This is a genomic window from Pseudomonas triticifolii (assembly GCF_014358015.1).
GTDB lineage: Bacteria > Pseudomonadota > Gammaproteobacteria > Pseudomonadales > Pseudomonadaceae > Aquipseudomonas > Aquipseudomonas triticifolii.
Genome location: NZ_JACONV010000001.1, coordinates 405,914 through 422,669 on the forward strand (window position 1 = coordinate 405,914; position 16,756 = coordinate 422,669).

Annotated in this window: 14 protein-coding genes; 5 read left to right on the forward strand and 9 right to left on the reverse strand. The window is 59.4% G+C overall.

Going from position 1 to position 16,756, the window contains the following annotated elements:
- Positions 1–10: 10 nt before the first annotated feature.
- The 4 genes from H8S56_RS01780 to H8S56_RS01795 all read right to left on the reverse strand — a co-directional run bounded on the left by H8S56_RS01780 (position 11) and on the right by H8S56_RS01795 (position 2,846).
- The gene (locus tag H8S56_RS01780; protein WP_024687006.1) at positions 11–580 is read right to left on the reverse strand and encodes a hypothetical protein; all 570 of its coding nucleotides are present in this window, start codon (positions 578–580) and stop codon (positions 11–13) included.
- Between the two features lie 11 nt (positions 581–591).
- Complete coding sequence (locus H8S56_RS01785) at positions 592–1,617, reverse strand: papain-like cysteine protease family protein (protein WP_187517688.1); 1,026 nt, start codon at positions 1,615–1,617, stop codon at positions 592–594.
- The gene (locus H8S56_RS01790; protein ID WP_187517689.1) at positions 1,614–2,234 is read right to left on the reverse strand and encodes a hypothetical protein; all 621 of its coding nucleotides are present in this window, start codon (positions 2,232–2,234) and stop codon (positions 1,614–1,616) included. Before H8S56_RS01790 ends, H8S56_RS01785 begins: the two co-directional genes overlap by 4 nt.
- Before the next feature lie 66 nt (positions 2,235–2,300).
- Entirely contained in the window at positions 2,301–2,846 is a 546-nt protein-coding gene (locus H8S56_RS01795) for a hypothetical protein (RefSeq protein ID WP_024687009.1), read from the reverse strand.
- A 281-nt stretch (positions 2,847–3,127) separates the two neighbouring features.
- On the opposite strand from H8S56_RS01795, the gene H8S56_RS01800 reads away from it, so the two are divergent.
- The 4 genes from H8S56_RS01800 (at position 3,128) to H8S56_RS01815 (ending at position 8,430) form a co-directional block, all read left to right on the forward strand.
- The gene (locus H8S56_RS01800) at positions 3,128–5,674 is read left to right on the forward strand and encodes an ATP-binding protein (RefSeq protein ID WP_187517690.1); all 2,547 of its coding nucleotides are present in this window, start codon (positions 3,128–3,130) and stop codon (positions 5,672–5,674) included.
- Between the two features lie 105 nt (positions 5,675–5,779).
- The gene (locus tag H8S56_RS01805; RefSeq protein WP_024687011.1) at positions 5,780–6,355 is read left to right on the forward strand and encodes a phage tail protein; all 576 of its coding nucleotides are present in this window, start codon (positions 5,780–5,782) and stop codon (positions 6,353–6,355) included.
- Positions 6,356–6,549: 194 nt separating this feature from the next.
- Positions 6,550–7,737: an MFS transporter gene (locus H8S56_RS01810; protein ID WP_187517691.1), complete on the forward strand. Its 1,188-nt coding sequence runs from the start codon at positions 6,550–6,552 to the stop codon at positions 7,735–7,737.
- 255 nt (positions 7,738–7,992) lie between these two features.
- On the forward strand, positions 7,993–8,430 hold the full coding sequence (locus tag H8S56_RS01815) for a response regulator (protein WP_187517692.1): 438 nt from the start codon (positions 7,993–7,995) through the stop codon (positions 8,428–8,430).
- A 132-nt stretch (positions 8,431–8,562) separates the two neighbouring features.
- Here H8S56_RS01815 and H8S56_RS01820 read toward each other — a convergent pair whose 3' ends face one another.
- The 3 genes from H8S56_RS01820 to H8S56_RS01830 all read right to left on the reverse strand — a co-directional run bounded on the left by H8S56_RS01820 (position 8,563) and on the right by H8S56_RS01830 (position 12,509).
- Positions 8,563–10,968 carry a TonB-dependent receptor gene (locus H8S56_RS01820; protein ID WP_187517693.1) on the reverse strand — a complete coding sequence of 802 codons (2,406 nt, stop codon included), beginning with the start codon at positions 10,966–10,968 and terminating at the stop codon, positions 8,563–8,565.
- Positions 10,969–11,037: 69 nt separating this feature from the next.
- On the reverse strand, positions 11,038–12,003 hold the full coding sequence (locus H8S56_RS01825; protein WP_187517996.1) for a FecR domain-containing protein: 966 nt from the start codon (positions 12,001–12,003) through the stop codon (positions 11,038–11,040).
- A complete protein-coding gene (locus H8S56_RS01830; protein WP_187517694.1) occupies positions 12,000–12,509 on the reverse strand; it encodes a sigma-70 family RNA polymerase sigma factor in 510 nt (169 codons plus the stop codon). The genes H8S56_RS01825 and H8S56_RS01830 overlap by 4 nt, the downstream gene beginning before the upstream one ends.
- Positions 12,510–12,810: 301 nt before the next feature.
- Between H8S56_RS01830 and H8S56_RS01835 the strand changes: the two genes are divergently transcribed.
- Positions 12,811–13,500 carry a helix-turn-helix transcriptional regulator gene (locus tag H8S56_RS01835; RefSeq protein ID WP_187517695.1) on the forward strand — a complete coding sequence of 230 codons (690 nt, stop codon included), beginning with the start codon at positions 12,811–12,813 and terminating at the stop codon, positions 13,498–13,500.
- Here the strand turns inward: H8S56_RS01835 and H8S56_RS01840 are convergent.
- Both H8S56_RS01840 and macA read right to left on the reverse strand, forming a co-directional pair.
- Positions 13,475–15,484 (reverse strand): MacB family efflux pump subunit, encoded by a 2,010-nt coding sequence (locus tag H8S56_RS01840; RefSeq protein WP_187517696.1) that lies wholly within the window; start codon positions 15,482–15,484, stop codon positions 13,475–13,477. The two genes, H8S56_RS01835 and H8S56_RS01840, sit on opposite strands and share 26 nt — an antisense overlap.
- Position 15,485: 1 nt before the next feature.
- Positions 15,486–16,637 (reverse strand): macrolide transporter subunit MacA, encoded by a 1,152-nt coding sequence (gene macA, locus H8S56_RS01845; protein ID WP_187517697.1) that lies wholly within the window; start codon positions 16,635–16,637, stop codon positions 15,486–15,488.
- Positions 16,638–16,756: the final 119 nt, after the last annotated feature.

Here is a 16,756-nt window from a genome sequence, read left to right on the forward strand (position 1 = left end):
ACGCCTGGGATCAGGCAGGCATATCGACTGGATGAGCATGAGGCTGCACGGCCTTAAGGAACTGAGCCGGTGTGTACTCTCGGGTTTGCAGGTAGCCAGGGGCTGGCTCCAGCGGAATGACGATGTCCTTGGTGCCGTTCGTGGGCTTGAGCCACAGCGCAATGATGTAAAGCGGCGCAATGCGCAGGAGGTGGCACGCGTACTCGCCTTTGTGGGGAAGTGCTTCGGCAAACCGCACGGCTTTTTCAAACCCGCTGACGAAGGGACCTTCGTTGACGAGGTGAAAGGCTGTGTTTTTGCCTGTCGCATCCGTTCTGACCTCGGCTGCGGCCACGCTCTTTGTCCCTTCTGCCACCAGATAGCGCGAACCGCTGAGTACGGCGGCTTCAAGCCCTTTACCGGCCTGAATGTCGGCCGGGCTCAGGTCATAGATCTGGTGATGAACACCCACCCGAAGCTGCGTGAGATCGGCAGCTTGCAGCGCATGCGGTGCGTGTTTGTGGTGATGCATGTGTTCCAGCGCGGCCCGGACAACCTTCTCGCCATCCAGCGGCCCTTTGATGAACTTGATCTTCGACATGGCTGCGGTCCTTAGTGGGTGGTGTAGCTGTGGGTCCAGGTGCCGCCGCCCTGGTAATGTGCGGCGAAGTCAGTCATGGCGATGACTGATACACCAAACCAGGGGTCTGCTATCGAGAGGGTTGCAGGCGGCGCGGCTGGAGCAGGCGTTGGTGCAGATGCAGGTGTAGATGCAGGTGCGACCGGCGCTGACAACGCGGGGGCTGCAGCGGGTACGTTGGTGTTGTAGCCATAAATCGCTACAAAGTGGCCGCCGCCACCGTTCCATCCAATCCGCGCGCCCAGTGGATGTCTGGCATCAATCTCACCCATGATCTGGGCCAATGTGAACGCCTGTTCGTACCAATTGTTCAAGTGCCCGACCCAGCTGAGTGCCAGGTTCAGGAAGTAGGGCTGATTACACGCCCCTGAGCTGCCATTCACGCAGCAGTTATTACTATCCCCGAAGGCCTGATTGGCCAGAGCACATTGAGTCGCAGGGTTGCCCAGGTCGTAAAAAAGAGCGGTACTGACCGAAACCGCCGCCCAGCACCAGTTGGTTTGTTGCTGTGGTTGCATCGCAAACGGCAGGGTCAGCGATGTCTGTGCAACCGCTGCATTTACTGGAGCCGGGGCGTCCCAGTTCTGCTGATTGTCCAGCGCAGACGCTGCACTTTGACCGGAGACACCCGCATCGCCCCCCAGCCCATCATCGGGGGCTGCCGGGGTAATGGGTGTCACTGGATTGTTCTGCGGCGGCGGTGCCGATTGGGTGGTCGCCAGTACGCCAAACACCGGATCCACCGCAAAATGAATGATCGCGTTAGGGTCGGTCACGATCAGAATGGCCGTCTGGTCCTGCGCGCTGGTGAGCTGCGCCCCGGTAGCGGTAATCGCCAGCACACTCCAGGGGCTGGTTTCAGAATCGGTGGGATGGCTAACAGACCCGCCGCCTCCGGGTACTGTGAGTTTGTTGGTGGTACCGGCACCGTCGGTAATCTTGCAGGTGACGATGGCGTCCGCATCCGAGACATTGTTGACGAGCGTTAAGTTTGTCATGCCTTTATCCTTTGGTTGTCGTGCGCTGAGCTGCCCTTCCCGTCCTTGCTGTGCGGCACCAGGCTTACTATCGCAACACCGTCGTAGCCCTGGGATGAGCTGTCGATCAGCAGGTCACTGGACCAGTCCTTGATTGCAATCCGCGCCGTGGTTATCCCGTTCATGATCGCCGCCACCTCGACACCTCTGAAGTTCAGCGTGCTGCTGCCCGACGTGTCGAGTGCCGACGTCAGCACAAACGGGCTGTGCAGGTACCTGGCTTCGATCAGCACCTTGCCTGAACACAGGTTGTGCACGTCGATGTCACTGATCGTATCGCCAGGCTCGATATCAAGGTCGAAGCGCACGCTCCCCTCGTCAGCCAGCATGCGCGTCACCAGCCGCTTGGCCTTTGAGCAGATTCGGGTGCGAATCCGATAGGTCACGCGACTGACTGGATCGATAAACACAACACAGATGTCTATTTCTGCGTGGACTGGATCGGGTACCGAGAGCTCGGAACCCGATGCCAGCCAGACGTCCCAGATCAAATGTGCCCCGCGATAAAACCGCAATTGCACCGGGCAGCCACTTCTGTTGAGTACCTCAAGTGCAGTCGACTGAGCGTGTGGAGTCATAGAAAGGGTCCTGGCAGGATGAAGCCGCCGGGCTGACGTATTGCCAGCCCGGCAGCGCCAATCGGATCAGGCAGCGCTCAACGAGAAGTAACCGCCTTCCAGTACCGAGCCATTGACGGTTGCGGTAACGGTCGCATTCGGGTTGCTGGTTACCAGAGTCGAGGTGGTTACGCCTTCGATCACCGCATAAATGAAGAAAGTGTTGCTGATGTCCAGCGTCTGGTTTTCAGTGCTGCTGTCGACCACGACGCTTTGCAGAGGCTTGCCGTCCTTGCGGATCGTGAAGGTCACCGGGTTGATGCAGGTTTTCTGAAAGGCCAGTTGGTCGGCCACAGAACTTGGGAACTCCTGCACATCGAACTCGTAAGTGCCTTGCGCCGGCACCTGAAGCACTTGCGCCAGGAACCCCATGCTGCCATTGACCGAAATAGGCGCCGAGGTGTAGGTGTTGCCGTCAATCAGCGTGGTCGCAACGACTTCATAAACGTCGTTGGTTGGCACGGTCATGCTTGCGCCTGGGGTAATGGCCGGCAGACGGGCAATGACTTGAGCGCCTTTCTTGATGACATACTGGGCGTCGTAGCTGGTGGTGTTACGCAATACAAGACTCATGAAAACTCCTTGGAGACAGGGTTAGCCACAAACCGACTGGTTTATGGTCGTTACTCGTTACCAGCTTCCAATACAAGACTGAGAACTGCTGGGTCAGTATTTCGAGGTGTATCCATAAAGGTCTCCATCCTGGAATGAGTCGCTGGAGTGTTGACCTGAAGGCAGAGCAACTTTCAGCTTTCGGCAGCACTTGCGTCCTTAAACGGCCTGAAATCTGCAGGCGTCACTCCTTAAATAATCTGAACCCTGTCCGCAGCCACGTTTTTGGGGAGACCATTGAAGTGAATTACCGCTTTGGACGATTTGAGGTCCGGCCTGCAGAGCGCTCGCTGTACATCGATGGGCAACTGACCGCGTTGGGCGCCCGTGCCTTTGACGTGTTGGTGACGCTGATCGAGCGTCGTGATCGGTTGGTCACCAAAAGCGAGCTGCTGGACCTGGTGTGGCCCAACCTGTTTGTCGAGGAGAACAACCTGCAGGTGCAGGTATCGAGCTTGCGCAAACTGCTGGGGCCTCAGGTACTGGCTACCGTTGCCGGTCAGGGTTATCGCTTTGCAATGGCGCTTGATGAACACACTCGGCATATCGCCCCGCCGCTGCCCGCAAAGCACAGCGTGAAGAGCATCCTGCCGCCACCGCGCCGTTTACTGGGCCGCGACGAGGAACTCGACGATCTGCTTGCGCAGTTGCGTGATTACTCTCTTGTCTCCATCGTGGGCGCTGCTGGCGTCGGCAAGACGCTGCTGGCGCTTGCGGCGTTGCACGCTCCGTCGCGTGGGTGCTCGAACGCAGACGTATGGCTGGATTTATCCAGCGTCAGTGATCCTTCGCAGCTACCCGTCACACTGGCTGACAGGATCGGCGTTTCTATCGCTGACGACGATCCCTTTGCCGCGCTGATTGATGCATTGCAGTTCAGGCAGATGCTGCTGGTACTGGACGGCGCTGAGCATCTGCTTGAAGCGGTCGCCCGGTTTGCCAGGCTGATCAGCGTCAAGGCGCAAGGCGTGAAGCTGCTTGTCACCAGCCAGGTCGCGTTGAAGATGGACGGCGAACGCGTGATGCGCCTCACCGGTTTATCGGTTCCCGAGGTGGGAGCCAGCGTCGAGCAAGCCAGGCGACTCGGCTCGGTCATGCTGTTTGTCGATCAGGCGCAAGCGAGCGACCGAACCTTCAGCGTCACAGAACAGAACGTTGCGACGGTGATCTCTGTGTGTCGGCGTCTGGATGGCATTGCCCTGGCAATCAAACTGGCGGCCGCACGGTTGCCGCTGCTGGGTCTGGACGGCGTCGAGTCACAGTTGGGCGAGCGTCTCAAGCTGCTCAGCGGCGGCAGTCGTGGCAGCGAATATGGCGCTGACTCAAGAAACGCAACCCTTGTGGCGTCCCTTAGCTGGAGCCATAGCCTGCTGTCACCCGCCGAGCAATCGCTGTTTCGCCGCTGCTCAGTGTTCGTCGGCGGCTTCACACTGGAGTTGGCCTGCGCCGTTTGTGACCCGTCCACGGTTGAAAAGTGGGACGTGATCAACGCCCTTGAGAGTCTGGTTGATCGATCACTGATCGTTGTGGCGGAAGGCGACGCGCATCGTTTTCGTTTGTCGGAATACGCGTACGAGTACGGCAGAGTGATGCTTGAAGCAGCAGGAGAAATCGTCTCGGTGCACAACCGCCATGCGCAAGCGTGTGCAGAGTTGATGGACCGTGCGTATGCTGCTTACTGGCAGGAAGCCGATCAACCCTGGCTTCAGCTATGGAGAGCGGAAATAGACAACATGCGTGCCGCGCTGGACTGGAGTCTGCTGCATCGCCCCGACCTCGCCGTGAGGCTGATGGGTGCCGTGAGCCCACTGTTCATGCTGCTGGACCTGGCGGCTGAAGGCAGGACTCGCTGCCAGTCTATCGAACCCACTGCTTTGAGCTTGATAGAGGCTGCGCTTCACTCCGACTCCATGGAGCTGGAGATCCTGTTGGCCAGGTACTGGCTGGCCAGGGCGTGGTTACAGATTGGCGTATCGCCTTTCTGGATGAGCCAGTATGCCTTGACCGCTGAGGTTCATTACCGGGCTGCCGATGATCCTCAGGGGGTCTTCCTGGCGCTGTGCTGTGCCGCACACAGTCAGGCATTGCCCGCCGCTCATGCGCGTCAGGTCCAGGATGAAATTACCGAACGGGTGCAACCGCAGTGGTCAGCGAGAATTCGCGCACAGCGATTGCTGGCTGAGGCCGGGTTCTATCGACAAAGTCACCAATGGGCCGACGTCCGATTCCCTCTCGAATCGCTTCACTGGCTCGCCACCTCCGCAGAACTCGACAGCCTCGTATTGACAGCCATCAGGGGGCTGGCAGAACGCAATCTGGTATTGGGGGATCACGAAGCCGCATTGCACGCCGGCCAGGCCCTGATCGGCCGTCCGGGAGGGGCTGAGCACGATGCCTGCCTGCAGGACCTGGCAATCATCGCCACCGCCCAGATGTTTCTGGGACGCACAGACGAAGCGCGCATTGCGCTGAGCGACTTCATCGCCAACGCCATGCGGCAGGACTGGACAGGGTTCGGTCTCTACGCTGACCTGCTGGCCTTGCTGGCCGCCAGTGAAGATCGTGCCGTCGACGCTGCGCGTCTGTTGGGGTTTGCAAACGCTGTTTGCGACCCGGCACACGCGCAGTGCCTTAGCGTCGCACAGGTGCGCTCGCGAAGCAGTCGGATGATCGCGCAGCGACTCGACGCTTCGATGCTCAGGCGTCTGATGTCTGAAGGCGCACGCATGGATCGCGAGGCGGCCTGCGCGCTCGCACTGGCTGAATCTGAAGCAAGAAATCCTGTTTGACGATTGATGCTAATGCGCCATGATGCTCTGATGATGAACCGTCTGAAAGACTGACAGGACTGTACCTGTTGGCCATCCCACAAGCCGGTCTACAAGGATAAATGGATGAAACCCTATGACCTCTTACCCGTGGGATCAGTGATCGCCTACGCAGGGCCTCTGGCCAATACCGATACCGCCGATGGTATCAATCTCGATCAGATCCGCGCCAACCTCGCTCAGGCAGGCTGGCTGTTCTGCGACGGCAGCGCCATGCCTCGCGACGCGTTCCGGGAGCTTTTCGGTGTTATCGGCACCGCCTATGGTTACCCGGATCAGACGGCGTTCTACCTCCCGGACCTGCGTGGCCGGTTCATTCGCGGCGTGGATGGCGGCAGCGGCCACGACCCGGAGCAGGCAAAACGCGCTGCGACGGCGCCAGACGGCAAGACCGGGAATACCGGCAACAAGGTGGGTTCCTTGCAAACGGATGCGTTCCAGGGGCATGAGCACAATTACACAGCGATGATTCCCGGTGAGCTCATCGCCCAACCCGGAGAGGGTGTTCCCGTCTATGTGCCCAACACCGAGCCGACGCCTACTACCGATATGGATCAGGAAGACTCCGACGGCAAACCACGCACCTCTTCGGAAACACGCCCCGTCAATCTCTACCTCAATTACATCATTCGTTACCGCTGAGCTGTCAGTCCTGAAAGGCGATCCATGACAGTAAGTCGCAGACCGGACCTTGACCGGGCCATAGGCTGTTGTCCCGGATCAATCCTGATTTTTCCGGAACTCTCCCGGCAAACATGGTTCTAGAAACCCTTCGCCGATGCGCAGTTGGCATCGGCCGTTTTTCGTTGGGTAGCCTTTTTAGATTGGAGCGACGCATGTCGATACAGCAACAACCTGGGCACGTCTTGCCCGCGCGCGCCGCTGGCAAGATGGAAGCGGCCATGGCCGTTGGCAGCTTCGCCATCGGTACGGGCGAATTTGCAATCATGGGGTTGATGCCTGACATCGCCAAAAACCTGCACCTGAGCGAGCCGCAGGTGGGGCATGCGATCAGCGCCTACGCGCTTGGCGTAATGGTAGGTGCCCCGCTGCTGACTATCCTGGGCGCAAAGCTGTTGCGCAAGCACATGCTGTTGCTGCTGATGGCGCTGTATGCGTTGGGTAACGTGGCCACGGCCTTTACCCCGACTTTCGGCAGCCTGGTGGCCTTTCGTTTCATCAGTGGCCTGCCCCATGGCGCTTACTTCGGTATTGCCGCAGTCGTGGCGTCGAGCATGGTGCCTGACAATCAACGCGCCGGAGCCGTAGCGCGCGTCATGATGGGCCTGACCCTGGCAATGTTGCTGGGTAACCCGATAGCGACCTTTCTTGGTCAGTTTTTCGGCTGGCGCTCGGCCTTCGCGTTGGTGGGCTTGATTGCCCTCTGCACCATTGCACTGGTATGGCACTTCGTACCTGATCGCCACGACGAGCCGCGCAGTGATCCACGCAAGGAACTGGGTGCGTTCACCAAACCACAGGTCTGGATGGCGCTTGCCATCGGTGCCGTCGGCTTTGCCGGGATGTTCTGCGTGTTCAGTTATCTGGCCCCCACCATGCTCGAAGTGACCCGCGTGTCACCCCAATGGATTCCCTTTGGACTGGCGGCATTCGGCGTGGGCGGCATCATCGGCAACATTGCAGGCGGCAAACTGTTCGACCGCATGCAGTTCAAGGCCGTTGGCGTCTTGTTGATCTGGTCAATGGCCGTCCTGTTGTTCTTCCCGTTCGCTGCAGGCTCTCTGTGGGGCGTGTTGCTGGGCATCGCTCTGGTCGGCACGATGGTCGCACTGGCTGCGCCACTGCAGATTCGTCTGATGGACATCGCCCACGAAGCACCGAGCCTGGCGGCGGCGTCCAACCATGCCGCCTTCAACCTGGCCAATGCGCTGGGCCCATGGTTTGGTGGTATGGCGATCAGCGCAGGCCTCGGCTGGACGAGCACCGGCTACATCGGAGCAGTTTGTGCACTGGCGGGGTTGGGTGTTTACCTGATGGCGCGTCGTATGAAGGGCGGGAACTAGAAACCCGAGCGGGTCGGGCGGGTCTGCCCGCCCCACTGGGGGCAGAACACATTGCAGCGATTGTCCCTCAAGGTCGGTATCGTCTCCAATCAGTCAGCAGTGGCTAATCAGGCCGCTAGTCCGGCTCTAACGGTGCGATTTTCAGAAAAATATGAATTTTTCGCCCCCCGTTTTGCTCATATCAGCATGAGCAACGATTCAATCCAACGTTGCAGTGTTTTTGAACGCAAAACGGCAAGGCTGAGGGAACGAGAAATGGCTCAATCAGAGCAGTATGGGGAATCTGCGCAAGGTGAAGGCCTGGTGCTGGTCGTTGAAGACGAACAGACAATCCGCGACTTCGTCTGCGAGATCCTTGAAACTGATGTCGGGCTGCGCACGAAGGCAGTGGAAAACGCCGACGAGGCGATGAAATACCTCCAGCAACACACCGACAGGGTTGCGTTGCTGCTGACTGACGTGCGCATGCCTGGCAGCATGGACGGCATTGCACTGGCCAACATCGTGGGCGCGCAGTGGTCGCATATCCCTGTCGTGGTGATGTCAGGCCACGGTACACCGGGCAGCGACCAGTTGAAGGACGACGTGTTGTTCATCGCCAAGCCCTGGACGATCACCCACCTGGTCAACGGCATCATGGACAGCCTGGGTGCCGGAGGTCTTGCCAAGGTTTCAATGGATGACCCGACCTGAGCGTCTCTGCGCCACAACCACATTGTGTGAATAACGCGCGATGCAGCCCGGACAGGGTGCATCGCGGGTTGTCAGATCGATCCATTCGACGGTTTTCCCGTCACCTGAGCAAACTGGCGTCGACGCCTGCGATCAGAAACCGATAGTTGCCGATAGCAGATAGGTTCTTGGTGTGGCAAGTGTCAAGCCAGGCTCACTGTCATCCGAAGCGCCAGCAGAGCTCCAGTAACGTTTGTCCATTACGTTCTCGACGTTGGCCCGCAGGGTTATGACCTTTTGATCGACCTTGAACGCATACCGCGCGCCCACGTCGAAACGCTCGGACGAATCGATCTCCTTGCTGTTGGCCTGGTCCAGGTACTGCGAACTGGTGTAGATGCCCCGCCCGGTCAGGGTGAGGCCTTGAACCGTGGGCACATCCCACTCAGCCCCGAGATTGACGTTGTATTTGGGTGTTGCCGGTGCACTGTTTCCATCGAAAGTGCCGTTGGTGGTGTTAGTCAGTTCGCTATCAATGACCATAACGCCGCCCAACAGGCGGAAACCTTTGAGCGGTTCGCCGAACAGGGTCAGCTCCACGCCAGTGTTCTCGCGTTTGCCGTTGGGGCCGAAGATGCGGGACGCGGCATTGGTCTCGTAGGCGGGTTGCTTGATGCGAAACACGCTGCCGGTGAAAGCGAACGCGCCCAGATCATATTTGGCACCCACTTCGACCTGACGGCTGACGAATGGCGGAAAAATCTCGTCCTCGTTGATCGAGGTTGAAGGTGCGATCTTGCCTTGACTCAGCCCTTCCATGTAGTTCGCGTAAACCGACAGCTCGTCGGTCACCTTGTACAGAATGCCGCCGGACGGCGAGACCTTTTCCTCGTCGTAGGCCGTGTCGCCTTTGACATTGTCACTCCAGTCATCGACCTTGACCCGCTGCCAGCGCGCGCCCAGCGTGAGTAACAGGCGATCATCGAAGAACCCCAGCGTGTCGGACAGCGCCAGACCGCTGAAGCGGTTTTCGGTGTACACCTTGGAATCGAGCCGCGTCGGGTTGCCCGGTTTCGGGGTATCGACTGGATCGAACAGGTTGCTGGGCGCCGCAGCATAGCGGCCGCCACCGTTTTCGAAGTCCATGTAGAAATAGCTGGCTGCCAGATTCACCTCGTGGCTGACCGGGCCGGTCTGGAACCAGTTGCGTACGCCCGCCGTGGCGGTGCGTACGTTTTCATCGCGGGTGAAGTCGCGTGGCTGAACACTGAAATCGCCTGCATCGTTGGTGACTGAAACAGCGTGACGCAGGAAATCATGATTGCTTTTGCGTGCCCCCACCGCGCCGTACAGCATCACCGAATCGTTGACGTCGTACTCGGCATTGACGGTGCCAAAGGTGTCCCGGGTGCGCGCCTTGCTCCAGGACTGCGCGTAGTTGTCGCGTACATCGTTAGCGTTGGGTACCTTGGCGTTGGCACCAATTTGCACGCGCTCCTGGGGCGCATCGGTGTTGCGTTCGGTGTGACCGATGTCAGTCGAAAGGCGCAGACGCTCGCCGCGGAAATCCAGGCCCAGCACGGCCATTTCCCGATCCACGCTCTGGTGATCCCACGTGGTGTCGCCTGACTGCTTGACGCCATTGAAGCGAATACCGAATTTATCTTCCTCGCCAAACCGTCGACCGATGTCCACCGCACCACCGACCTGGCTGTCGGAGGCATAACTGCCGGTGAATTCCGTGATCGGCTTGTCAGCCGCGCGCTTGGGGACCACGTTGATGCCGCCGCCGACGCTGCCACGCGGCGAGATGCCGTTGACCAGTTGGCTCGGACCTTTGAGGATGTCCACCCGCTCGGCCATTTCCATGTCGATGGTGTAAGTCGGCAGAATGCCGTACAGACCGTTGTAGGAAACATCACTGTTGAACAGGCTCAAGCCACGAATGGTGAACTGCTCGTAGCGCCCGCCTGCCGGATTGGTCGCGCGCACCGAGGGGTCGCTGGCAATCAGGTCGCCGAGCGTGCGCGCTTGCTGGTTTTTGACAGCTTCCTGGGTGTAGGTGGTCATGCTGAACGGTGTGTCCATAAAGTCCCGCGAACCGAGCAGACCTTGTGAACCTCGACGCGCAACCTGGCCTCCGGCGTAGGCCTGACCCTGCGTGGACGCACCGTTGGCACCGAGAATCGAGGTCGGGGCCAGTTCAAGGCTGCCGCTAGCGGGTGCTGGAACCAGGGTGTACGCCTGCTCCCCTACAGGCGTCAGTTGCAGACCGGACCCCTGCAACAGACGCGCAAAGCCCTCCTCAACAGCAAAGTCTCCATAGAGGCCTGCGCTGTTGCGTCCGTTTACCAGCGCGGGATCAACCGACAGATTGACGCCCGCGAGCCCGGCGAAACGGGTCAACGCGGCACTCAGGCTGCCAGCAGGTACTTCATAGGCGCGACGGCCCGACGTCTCGGCCCAACTGTTCGGGATGAACAGCGCACTGGAACTGAGCGTCAGTAAAAGACTGAAGTGCAACAACGGACGTAAACGATAAGGAGGCACTGCGGACATGTCGGAAAGCTCTCGTCATTTTATTCACTTACCCGAAATGACCCGTGAGACGAAAAAAAGGGACAGCGCTCATGCTGTATTTTTTGCAGCGCGTTTTTGTCGCGGTACCAGAGTGACCCAATAGCGGGTGCGCATCTGCACGTCCACCGGCAGACTGGCCGCCAGCAACGAAAGAATCCGGTCTGTGTTGTCGAGCCGGAAGCTGCCGGTGACGCGCAACGATTCAAGCGCCGGCTCCCAGCGCAACAGACCAGGCCTGTAGCGGCCCAGCTCATGCAGGAAATGGCCCAGCGGCTGGTTCTGCGCGGTCAGCACACCGTCGCGCCAGCCCGGCAGCATCGCATCGAATGCACTGATCTGCCCTGCCCCGCTACGCAGCAGACTGACCTGCTGTTGCGCCTGCAGGTCCAGCGTCGGACCTTGCAGCGGCTGCACCTGAACCGTCCCGCTGACCACCGATACCTGGCAGTCATTCTCGCCGATACGTACACAGACCTCTCCTCGGCTGATGATGACGCGCCCGTATGGCGCTTCAATAGTCAGTGGCGTGCTGCCCGGCACCTTGAGCGCAATTTCGCCACGCACCAGTGTCACTCGGCGTGCGGCGAGGTCAAGGTTCACAGCGCTGTCGGTGTTCAGTTGCAGGGTGCTGCCATCAGCGAGCGACAAACGCGTGTGCTCGCCAATGGCCGTGTGCAGATCGGCGCGCCAGACGTCCAGAGGCAATTGGCGACCCAGCAGCCAGACGGCAGGTACCAGCGTCGCGACGCCGAGGGCTTTCTTGAGCAAGGCACGCCGTGCCTTGTCGGGGCGATCCAGAGTGGCCATTGCCAACGGGGTCGGCAGGCCGGAAAAACGCTGACGCAGTTGTTGGGCCTTCTGCCAGGCACGCTCATGGCTTGAACAACTGTCGCGCCAGTGCTGAAGCCGGACATGATCGTCGTCGTTGGCGCCGCCGGACTCCAGCAGGGCAAGCCATTTGGCGGCGCTGCGAGCGACTTCACGCGCCTCGCTGGAGGGTGCCTGGCGAATCACCAGTCCACCAGCAGGCAATGTTCGTAGGCCTGAGCCATGTAGCGTTTGATTGTGCGTTCAGAGACATGCAGACGCTCGGCGATTTCCCGATACCCCAGCCCTTCCAGTTGACTCAGCAGAAACGCCCGGCGCACCGCAGCGCTAAGACCGTCGAGCAGTTCATCCAGTGCGTGCAGGGTTTCCAACAGCAGCCAGCGTTGCTCGGGAGATGGAACGCTTTCTTCAGGCAACTGCGCCAACGCGTCAAGATAGGCCTGCTCCAGACTGCGACGCGTGTAGAAGTTGCTCAACAGGCGTCTGCCCACCGTCAGCAGGTACGCACGAGGCTCATGCAGATCAGCGACCTGCTGTGAACTGGCCAGCACGCGCACAAACGTATCGTGACTCAGGTCCGCGGCATCCCAGGCATTGCCCATGCGCCGACGTAACCAGCTTTCGAGCCAGCTGTGGTGGTCGCGGTACAGGGCATGCAGGGTGCGCTGCGCTGACGTCGCTGCGTCGGTCATGTATCGAGGCCTTGCGCTATGAATGCATCAAATGAGACTCATTCTAATTAGTGCGACATCCCGAGTCCATGGCCTTTTTTCCCGGCGGCACGCCGCTGCACCGATTGGGTTACCTGGCCAGATCGCCTCAATAACCGCGGCATCCCCCTTCTCGCTTCGCGCAAAATAATTTTTCCCCGCTCTAAATCGTCATCTTTCGCAGGCAGCTTAGTTCAACTAGTCAAAAAAATTAGTTTATGTGACTGGAAATCGGTACTAGCGTCTTAGTGACGTCAGTAGTTCTAAATCATGGATGAGAAAGATGATTCCAACCCTACTTCCACAGATCGGTAAAGCCATCGCCAGCATTGGCAGCGGCCATTTTTCAAGCATGTTTCACGCGCTGATCAACTCTCAGCTCACGGTGGATGCCACCCACCTCTACTTGCTGCCCCGCCCCTGGCAATCAGCGAAAGCGCCGGTCTCTACGGTGTTCAATGAAACCGTCACCTCTCCCAGGGCGGCGTCGCGTTTTACCGATTCCATCCAGCTGAATCCCGCGCAGGAGTCGCCCAGTTATTGCTGCAAGATCACCGCGTTCCGGGGTCGTCCCTCCAGTGATTTCTCGATGGCCGAACGACGTCGTCTTGAGGACATTTCGCCGCTGCTTTTTTCGATTCTCGAAAAACACGTCGATGCCTTGCAACTGGCAACGCTTGAAGCCGAATCGAAGAAGCCCGAAGGCGTCGAAGATCGTTTTCATGAGCGACTGCGTGAAACCGGGCTGGTGCTTTCCGAACGCGAAGTGCAGGTCTGCGTGGGACTGCTGACCGGCCAGACTGCTGTGGCACAGGCAAAGCGCCTGGCGCTCAAGGTCAGTACGATCAGCAGTTATCAGCGCCGCGCCGCCGTCAAGCTTGGGATCAGCGGACGCAACGCACTGATGCGCTGGATGTACGCCTCCTCCGAAGCCACCACACCGCGCCTCAATCCCGCGCAAGCGCTTCGATAGGGTCAAGCCTTGCCGCGTTGCGTGCCGGTACGAAGCCAAACAGAACGCCGATCAGCGTTGAACAGGCAAACGCGGTGATCACCGACGCCATCGAAAAGACCATTTCCCACTGTTTGACGAACAGTGTGAACAGATAGCCGATGCCGTAGGACAGGCCGATGCCGATCACACCACCGATCAGGCAGACCATGACGGCTTCCACCAGAAACTGCTGGCGGATATCCGATTGGCGGGCGCCCACCGCCATGCGAATGCCGATTTCCCGCGTTCGCTCAGTGACCGATACCAGCATGATGTTCATCACGCCGATACCGCCAACGACCAGAGAAATCACCGCGATCAACGACAACAGTAGGGTCAGCGAACGGCTGGTTTTCTGCACCGTCTGCATGACGCTGTCCAGATTGTTGGTGAAAAAGTCCTTGGTGCCGTGACGCTGCAACATCAGGCGCTTGATTTCCTCTTCAACCGCCTTGCTGGGCATGCCGTCCTTGACCCGCACGCTGATGCTGTCCAGATGACGCTGGCCGAGCACACGGCCGGCAGCCGTTTCATATGGCATCCAGATATTGAGCGTGTTGCCGGCGATGAACATGTTCTTGTGATCGCTGGTAACGCCGATCACGGTGCACGGCAGCTTGCCGATCAGGATCACTTTTCCGAGGGGATCGACGCCCGGACCGAACAGGCGCTGGGCGGTATTGTGATCCAGCACCACGACCTGCGCCTGACGTCGGGCGTCCTGATCGTTGAAGGTGATACCGGCTGCCAACTGAATATTGCGAACCTTGAAATAAAGGCTGCTGACCCCGTTGAGCTGCGCATCGACGTCGATGTTTCGGTAACGAATCAGCATGCTGCGTCCGACCACAGGGGTGGCGCTGTCGATGTAATACAGCCGGTTGAGCGCCGTAACGTCCGAGGGCAAGAGCGTTTCGATAGATTTGGCCCGACTGTCGCCGAAGTTGCTGCCTGCATAGATGTCGATGGTGTTGCTGCCGATCGACTGGATGTCCTTGAGCACGTAACGCTTGGCGCCCTCGCCGATGGCCGAGATCGACACCACTGAGGTGATGCCGATAATGATGCCGAGCATGGTCAGCAAGGTTCGCATACGGTGTGAAATCAGCGCGATCCAGGCCATGTTGAACGCTTCGCGGAACAGGCCGAAGCTGGCGAGCAGCCGTCTTCGGGCTGTCGCCGGTGGCTGCGCGGCGGATGCGGTTTGGGTCGCTGGCTGCACGCGTGGCGCGGTACGCTGATCGCTGATGATCTCGCCGTCGCTGACTTCGATGACCCGCTCGGCATTGGCCGCGACCTTGGGGTCGTGAGTCACCAGAATGACCGTATGCCCCATCGCATGCAGTTCCAGCAGCGTACGCATGACTTCCTTGCCACTGGTGGTGTCCAGCGCACCGGTCGGTTCGTCGGCAAGGATTACCTCGCCACCATTCATCAATGCCCTGGTGATACTGACGCGCTGCTGCTGTCCGCCTGACATCTGACTGGGTCGGTGCTCCAGATGCCCGCCCAGCCCCAGGCGCGTGAGCAGTTCCCGGGCGCGCTGTTGGCGGCCGGCCTGCGAGGTGCCTGCATACACTGCGGGAATCTCGGTATTGCGCACGGCGTCCAGATGCGGCAGCAAGTGGTAACGCTGGAAGATGAAGCCAAAGTGATCACGTCGCAATGCGGCCAGCGCGTCGTCATCCAGATCTCGGGTTGGCTGACCCGCAACCCTGTAGATGCCGCTGCTGGCGTTATCCAGGCAGCCGAGAATGTTCATCAGCGTGGACTTGCCCGAGCCTGATGCACCAATGATCGCCACCAGTTCACCGGCGTGGATCGTCAGATTGACCTGCTTGAGGACCATGACTTCACGGTCGCCAGCCATGAAACTGCGGCTCACGTTTTCCAGTTGCAGCAACGGCCCGTCTGTTGCAATCGAGGTTTCGTGCAGGTCGGCGACGTCTACTTTCTGGTTCATGTCAGGCCCCTGCCACGACCGACGCGGGATCGCCGATGACCACCTGATCCCCCTCGATCAGGCCGTCCTTGATCTCGACCTGGACGTTGTTGTTGATGCCGACCTCGACCTTACGCTCCTGGGCAAAGCCCTTGGCGTCCAGCACGCGCACGAACGATGAACCTTCGCGGGTATGTGAACCCAGCGCGGCCACGGGCACCGTAAGCGCGTTGCGCGCCGTGCCCAGGACAATGCGTACTTGGGCGGTCATGGCAATACGCAGGCGCTGATCCTCATTGGGCACCTCGAACAGGGCGTTGTAGAACACCGCTGAGTTTTGCCGGGACGCCGAACTGCCGCTTTCGGTTTCCAGATAATCCTGCGGCGCAGGCTCGGTGCCGCGCAGTTTGGCGTAGTAGCGCTTGTCCTCACCCAGGATCGTAAAATAAACCTCCTGCCCCGGCGTGATATGGATGACGTCCGCTTCCGACACCTGAGCCTTGATGGTCATGGTGTCCAGATCGGCCAGCTTCAACAGCACCGGTGCCAGTTGCTGGGCGATGACGGTCTGGCCTTCCTGAGTCACGACACCGACCACGTCGCCGTCGATGGGCGCGATGATCCGCGTATAGCCCAGATTGACCTTGGCGGTGTCGATCTGCACCTGAGCGCTTTTGATCTCGGCGTCCAGTGCGCGCACATTGGCCTGTTGCATGTCGTAATCGGACTCGGCACTTTCGAAATCCTGACGAGATACCGACTGATCGGTCTGTAATTCTTTGTAGCGGTCATACAGACGCTTGGCCTGTTTCATCTTCGCCTGCGCAGACGCCCGCTGGGCCTTGAGTTTCTCTTCGTCCACTTGCGCCTGGCGCAACGTATTGCGCAGCACCAGTGGGTCGATTTCAGCCAGCCACTGCCCCTTTTTGACCTTGTCACCCAGTTTGACCTTGAGCGATTTCAGCTGCCCCGACACCTGTGCACCGACATCCACCTGCTTGATGCCCTCCAGCACACCCGTGGCGAGCACAGCATTTTCGATGTCATTACGTTCAGCCCTGGCGGTGATGTACACGGGAGGTTTGGCCGGAGCCTCGACGGCGTACAGCACGGCACCTGCCACCAGCACCAACGCGGTGATCAATCCCGTCTTGCGTAGTTTCGACTTGTTCATAAAGGCCTGCTGATCCTTGAAGATCGCGCCTACTGTTTGAGGCCGCGACTGATTGTCCGTTTTGCGTACACGTGCCCCTGCGGCAGCTCGAAAGCCTGCCGCAGGGGTTTTTCACGGTT